Here is a 2429-nt window from a genome sequence, read left to right as displayed (position 1 = left end):
GACGGCCTCGTACAGGAGGTTCGGGCCGATGCCGAGCTTGAGAGGGCTCCAGTCGGGGAAGACCCGGCCCATCACGAACCTGACAAAGACCGGGAGTTCGTCGTCCGAGAGACCGGGGAGGACGGAGGCGATGACGTCGATCATCTCCAGACGCCCGCTGATCGCCTCGATCTCTTCGCAGATCCGGGAAAACTCCGTGAAGTCCATCAGAGGATCACCGGCCTCGAGGCCTCGTGCTGCCCGCTCACGACAAGGTCGGTGTCGTCGAGGAACAGGCCAAGACCGCCCTCTGCGGCGGCGACCGCCTTTTCAGGGGTGTTGTTCACCTCGGAGAGGTGGGCGAGAATGACCGCGGAGAGGTTTTCTCCGATGTCGCCAAGACAGGTGGCCGCCGCGGTGTTCGAGAGGTGGCCCCGCTTGGAGCGGATGCGCTCCTTGAGATAGTAGGGGTACGGCCCTTCTTCGAGCATCGTCGGACAGTGGTTGCTCTCCAGCACAACGGCGTCGCAGGTGCCGAGGGCGCGCTCGATGCCCGGCGTGACGATGCCGGTGTCGAGGCAGCAGCCAAAGCCGATGTCGTCCTCCCGCACGCAGAAGCCGCACGGTTCAGAGGCGTCATGGACGGTTGCAAAGGGCGTGACCGAAAAATTTCCGAACTCCAGAGAGTCGCCGTACGTCGCCCGCACCGTCTCCACCGCCTTTGTGGAGATGCGCTTATCCAGGAACGCACGGAGAGTGCCGCAGGTCCCGACGACCGGGACGCCGAGGCGGCGCGCAAGGACGTCCACGCCCCTGATATGATCGATATGCTCGTGGGTGACGAGGATCGCGCGGATAGCCTCCTCGTCGCCGCCAGCCGCGGCAAGACGGGTGCGGATCTCCTTTGCCGAGAGGCCCGCATCGATAAGGAGGGCCCCGTCCTCCCCCTCGACATAGATGGAATTGCCCTTGCTCCCGCTGGCAAGGATGGTGATCTTCATTGCAGTGTGATATGCGCTGCTCGGTATAGTGCTTAACGAAAGACCCGCCGGCATCGGCAGGGATTTCTCCCCTGAAACAGGATAGAACTGTAATGAGCGGCAGAGGATGGATGGGTGCGACATCGGCAATCCTTGCGACGTGCGGAGATACCGTGGACGCACCGAAGGTGCGGGAGTGTGTGAACGCCTATGTCGTCCGCTCGCCCCATGGGACGTGCCTCCAGTTCTCCGTCCCCCTCCTCCTCCCCTTCAGGCCTGACGTCGATCCCCGGGGGGCCGACGGGGCGGTCTGGGCGGGACTTGAGGCGGTGAAACGTGCCGCTCCCGCCGACGCACGTCTTCACCCCCTCGGCGGCCTCGACACAGACAGGCCTGCGGCATATGCAGGCGGGATCGAGCCTATCACCCTCGTCAGGTCGGCGTCACGGGCCGGCACCGGTCTCTGGAAGCCTGATGAGGAGAACTATCTCGACGCCGCCGGCCTCCACTGCACCGTCCACGGGGCCGTCCCGTACCCGGGGCCGCCGGAAGACGCGGGGGTCAGGGAGGTCGCCGGGGCGATCGCAGACCTCGCCGACGCGATCCGGGAGACGGTGCAGGGGGTGCCGGCACCGGAGATCGCGGCCGCGGCAACGCTCTCCCTCGACCAGAAACTCCTCAGGCAAGAACTCCCGGCGATGGGGCTTGTCTGCTTCATCGGCGACGGCACCTGCCCGGCACGGGCCTTCACGCACTTCAGGCAGCATCACCGCGTGGCAGGCCCGAAAGAAGGGGTGCATATCCCCTTCGTCTGCCCGGAGGGCCTCGGGCCTGTCGAAGTTGAACTCCCGGCGAGCGGGAGGACGGTCCCCGGCCTCGGCATCCATGAGAAGGAGGCCTTCGCCATCGCAGGCTCGAACGCGCAGGGAAAAACGACCCTCCTCCAGGCAATCCTGGCAGGCGAGGACGACCACGCGCCCGGCGACGGCCGGGAACTCCTCGTCTCGGTGCGGGGGGCGCGGACAGCGGAGGCAGGGGGACCCGACCTCCACGGCGCCGACGTGAGCCTCTTTTTCAGGAGTCTCCCTCCCGGCATGACCGGGACGCCGAAGGCAGCCTTCGGGAGGGGAAGCGGCTCAATGACGATGGCGGTGCAGGTGCAGGAGGCGGTGCGGACGGGCGCGCCCCTCCTCCTCATCGACGAGGACCGGGCGGCGGCAAACCTCCTTGTCGCAAGTTGCCTGCAGGACGTGGACGTGACACCCCTTGCCGCCCTCCTTGCAACGCAGCGGAATGCCCTCGGAGAGTGCGCCCTCATCTTCGCCGCCTCCTCTCTCGACCCCCTCATCGCCCAGGCAGACCGGATCCTCCTCCTCTCCGGACACAGGGCAGGGGCAATCAGCCCCGCGGCATTCAGGGCGCGATACCTCCGGTACCTGGAGGGGCAGATGAGACAGGTGGAGGAGAAGT

The 2429-nt window shown here is 66.5% G+C and carries 2 protein-coding genes and 1 pseudogene; 1 reads left to right on the top strand and 2 read right to left on the bottom strand.

The features are described 5' to 3' along the window. Both Q0520_RS03305 and Q0520_RS03300 read right to left on the bottom strand, forming a co-directional pair. Window positions 1–207, bottom strand: a pseudogene (locus Q0520_RS03305) (DNA ligase); the annotation flags it as partial. Beyond that, window positions 207–980, bottom strand: coding sequence for an MBL fold metallo-hydrolase (locus Q0520_RS03300; RefSeq protein ID WP_298666560.1), 774 nt, complete (start codon window positions 978–980; stop codon window positions 207–209). The pseudogene Q0520_RS03305 and the gene Q0520_RS03300, both read right to left, overlap by 1 nt. Window positions 981–1072: 92 nt before the next feature. On the opposite strand from Q0520_RS03300, the gene Q0520_RS03295 reads away from it, so the two are divergent. Beyond that, a partial coding sequence (locus Q0520_RS03295; protein WP_298666558.1) for a P-loop domain-containing protein occupies window positions 1073–2429 on the top strand: 1357 nt, incomplete at its 3' end.

The sequence above is a fragment of the uncultured Methanofollis sp. genome, from assembly GCF_937919355.1.
GTDB lineage: Archaea > Halobacteriota > Methanomicrobia > Methanomicrobiales > Methanofollaceae > Methanofollis.
This window is presented reverse-complemented; position numbering and strand designations above follow the sequence as displayed.

Excerpts from the sequence above, each read along its gene's own strand:
- Q0520_RS03300 (WP_298666560.1), bottom strand. The coding sequence starts at position 980 with ATGAAGATCACCATCCTTGCCAGCGGGAGCAAGGGCAATTCCATCTAT.